We start from the raw sequence: 2,795 nt of genomic DNA, 5'->3' as shown, positions 1-2,795 counted from the left end.
GGCTACGGTCGAATCCGTGAGTGGGCACCGGGTGCACCGGCTCGGACCCGGGTGCCGCGCCCATGACCGCCGTGTCCGGACGAAGGAGCGAGACCATGATGCATGTGCCATCGATGCTCACCAGCTACCCGAAGGACCTCGGGGAGGTGGACGAGGTGAAGCTGGCGGCTTGTATCGCCGCCTGCTTCGAGTGCGCCCAGACCTGCACGGCCTGCGCGGACGCGTGCCTGTCCGAGGACGCGGTGGCAGAGCTGACCCAGTGTGTGCGCATCAACCTGGACTGTGCGGATCTGTGCGCGGCCACCGGCAACGTGCTCTCCCGGCACACCGGCTACGACGTCAACATCAACCTGGCCGCGCTGCGGGCCTGCTGGATGGTGGCCAAGGCCTGCGCCGATGAGTGCGGAACCCACGCGGACCGGCACGAGCACTGCCGCATCTGCGCCGAGGCCTGCCGCCGGTGCGAAGTCGCCTGCATGGACCTGATCACCGCCCTGGGCTGATCACGGAGGCGGCCAGCACCGCCTCCCGGGGAACCGGCCCATGATGCGGTCCGTGTCCCCGCCGGCCCAGCAGCAGATCACCCGGGGCGGGGGGCAGCCCCTCGGCCAGCACCCAGTGCACCGCTTCGACGATGAGAAGGACCACCATGAACACCACCCACCACCGTCATCGCGTGCGGAAGCTGGCCGGCGCCCTGGCCCTGGCCACCACCGCCGCGGTGAGCACCGGCTGCGGCACCAGCAACACCGCGGAACCCGCCCCCGAGACCGAGTCCAGCCCGGCCCAGCCGGAACAGACCCCGGGTGAGCAGCCCACCGCCGCCTACACCGGGCCCTACGACGAGGAGTTCCGCACCGATGTGTCCTCCTACGCCGGGCAGCAGGTGAGCCTCACCGGGGAGGTCGCCGACCTGGTGCCCTCCCGCTCCGCCCTGGTCCTCACCGACCCCGAGAACCCGGACCTGGATCCGCTGCTGGTCAGCGCCCAGTACGCCTTCCCCGACGCGGAACAGGGCGCGGTCGTGGAGGTCACCGGCACCCTGGAGGCGAACTTCCAAGCACGGGTCGACCAGGACGACGTCGACAACGAGGCCGGGTTCTACGACCGCCACATCGGCCAGCCCTACCTGGACGAGGCCGCCCTCGAAGCCCGGTAGGCAGTCCGGCGCGGGTGGTGACCGGGCCGGGTCAGGCCCGGCGCAGTTCGACCGTCAGCAGCTGGGGCGGGGCGTTGATCCGCACGGGCAGCAGGCTGAACCCGATCCCGCAGGTCACATACATCTCGTTGCCCTCGGCACCGTAGCCGGGAGGGGCGAAGCCGTCGACCACGAGTTCCTCCTCCTCGGTCAGCCCCAGATAGGACCACTGCGACAGCAGGGGCAGGGCGATCTGCCCGCAGTGGGTGTGCCCGGCCACCGACAGCGGAGCAGTCCCGGGAGCCAGTTCGGGGAACGTGGTGGGATTGTGCATCATCACCAGCCGGGGGGCGGCCTCGGGCACGTCGTCGAAGGCCTCCTGAGGCGCGGCTTCTCCGACCGAGGACGGCCCCACCCCGACCAGGAACAACCCCGGCCCGGGTCCGCCCCCGGGAGCCGGCACGACGACCGCCTCGTTGGCCAGCACCTCGATGCCCCGGTCCTCGAAGGCCGTGGTGAGCTCCTCGACGGCCCCGACGGCGTAGTCGTGGTTGCCCATGGTCGCGTACACCGGGATCCCGGCTGCGGTCAGGGGCTCCAGCAACCGGGTCACATCATCCACCCGTTCCTGGATGCTGGCCTCGCTCTGGTAGAGGAAGTCCCCGGGCAGCAGCACCGCCGCCGGTTGCGCGGCCACGGTGGTCTCCACCACGCGCTCGATCATTCCGGTGTTGTCCCACCACATCCCGACCTGCAGGTCGGAGAACACCATCACCTGGGCCCCGGCCCACTCCGGGCCCAGCCCCGGGATGCGGGCCTGGATGCGTTCCTGGTCGAGGATCAGCCGCGGCTCGATCGCCACTCCGTAGCCGACCACGAGCAGGCCCAGGGCGACCACGACCGCCACCAGGCCCGTGAGGACGCGGCGAAGACGCCGGTGCCGGTGTCCCCGGCGGCCGGGAACCGCCTCGTCGTCCCGGGCAGCTGGGTGGGCCATCGGAGTCCTCTCGTGGGTCACCAGGGCGGCACAGGACGGCTCGGCGGCCGGTGAGCGGGGCTGCCGGTTCCGTCCCTCCTGGGCCTCCACCCTAACGGTCCCCACCGTGCCACCAGCGGTTCCTGTGCTCCTTCTTCGGGGGGACGGACGAACCGGCCGCGGCATGACGTGCGGCGAGAGGTGCTCCCACCGGACCGGCCCCCCACGTGCGGGACAGCATCGGCGGCTAGTGTGGCAGGACACAGTTCGATGACACGCCACCGCCACCGCCACCGGAGCACCGAGGAGCACGCCGATGACCCACCGCACCCAGACCCTTGCCGTGGCCGGCCTGACCGGGGCGCTGCTGCTGACCGGCTGCCAGGACGAGACCCGGCTGACCCAGCTGGACCAGTCCGGGGTCTCCACCGAGGAACTGGTCGGCCAGCAGATCACCCTCACCAACGACGTGGAAGGCATCTACGGGGAGGAGTTCCTGACCATGGGCGATGAGCAGACGGTGGTGTTCGTGAGCGAGATGCCCGCCGATCTGCGCCCCGGCGACGAGGTCGAGGCCACCGGCACCGTGGCCGCCGGCGACCTGTTCAGCGAACCCGGCGACCGTGACCGGCTGATGCGCCTCACCGACGAGGAGACCGCCAACTACCTCGTCAACCGCGA

5 protein-coding genes are annotated in these 2,795 nt (G+C 71.1%); 3 read left to right on the top strand and 2 right to left on the bottom strand.

The genetic code is table 11. The features are described 5' to 3' along the window. Positions 1-95: 95 nt before the first annotated feature. Positions 96-503 carry a four-helix bundle copper-binding protein gene (locus ACH9D2_RS09250; protein WP_396362550.1) on the top strand — a complete coding sequence of 136 codons (408 nt, stop codon included), beginning with the start codon at positions 96-98 and terminating at the stop codon, positions 501-503. Here ACH9D2_RS09250 and ACH9D2_RS09245 read toward each other — a convergent pair. Beyond that, positions 487-651, bottom strand: a complete 165-nt coding sequence (locus ACH9D2_RS09245; RefSeq protein ID WP_396362549.1) for a hypothetical protein — start codon at positions 649-651, stop codon at positions 487-489. The two genes, ACH9D2_RS09250 and ACH9D2_RS09245, sit on opposite strands and share 17 nt — an antisense overlap. Between ACH9D2_RS09245 and ACH9D2_RS09240 the strand changes: the two genes are divergently transcribed. Then, a complete protein-coding gene (locus tag ACH9D2_RS09240) occupies positions 650-1,159 on the top strand; it encodes a hypothetical protein (RefSeq protein WP_396362548.1) in 510 nt (169 codons plus the stop codon). The genes ACH9D2_RS09245 and ACH9D2_RS09240 overlap by 2 nt on opposite strands. A 31-nt stretch (positions 1,160-1,190) precedes the next feature. Here the strand turns inward: ACH9D2_RS09240 and ACH9D2_RS09235 are convergent, their stop codons facing one another. After that, the gene (locus tag ACH9D2_RS09235; protein ID WP_396362547.1) at positions 1,191-2,135 is read right to left on the bottom strand and encodes a metallophosphoesterase; all 945 of its coding nucleotides are present in this window, start codon (positions 2,133-2,135) and stop codon (positions 1,191-1,193) included. Positions 2,136-2,430: 295 nt separating this feature from the next. On the opposite strand from ACH9D2_RS09235, the gene ACH9D2_RS09230 reads away from it, so the two are divergent. Next, positions 2,431-2,795 (top strand): hypothetical protein (locus tag ACH9D2_RS09230; protein WP_396362546.1); only part of this gene is annotated, 365 nt, incomplete at its 3' end.

The organism is Kocuria rhizosphaericola (assembly GCF_044462205.1).
In the GTDB taxonomy this organism is placed as follows: domain Bacteria; phylum Actinomycetota; class Actinomycetes; order Actinomycetales; family Micrococcaceae; genus Kocuria; species Kocuria rhizosphaericola.
This window is presented reverse-complemented; position numbering and strand designations above follow the sequence as displayed.

Coding starts and splice junctions, on each gene's coding strand:
- ACH9D2_RS09245 (WP_396362549.1), bottom strand. CDS start 651: ATGGTGGTCCTTCTCATCGTCGAAGCGGTGCACTGGGTGCTGGCCGAG.
- ACH9D2_RS09250 (WP_396362550.1), top strand. CDS start 96: ATGATGCATGTGCCATCGATGCTCACCAGCTACCCGAAGGACCTCGGG.
- ACH9D2_RS09235 (WP_396362547.1), bottom strand. CDS start 2,135: ATGGCCCACCCAGCTGCCCGGGACGACGAGGCGGTTCCCGGCCGCCGG.
- ACH9D2_RS09240 (WP_396362548.1), top strand. CDS start 650: ATGAACACCACCCACCACCGTCATCGCGTGCGGAAGCTGGCCGGCGCC.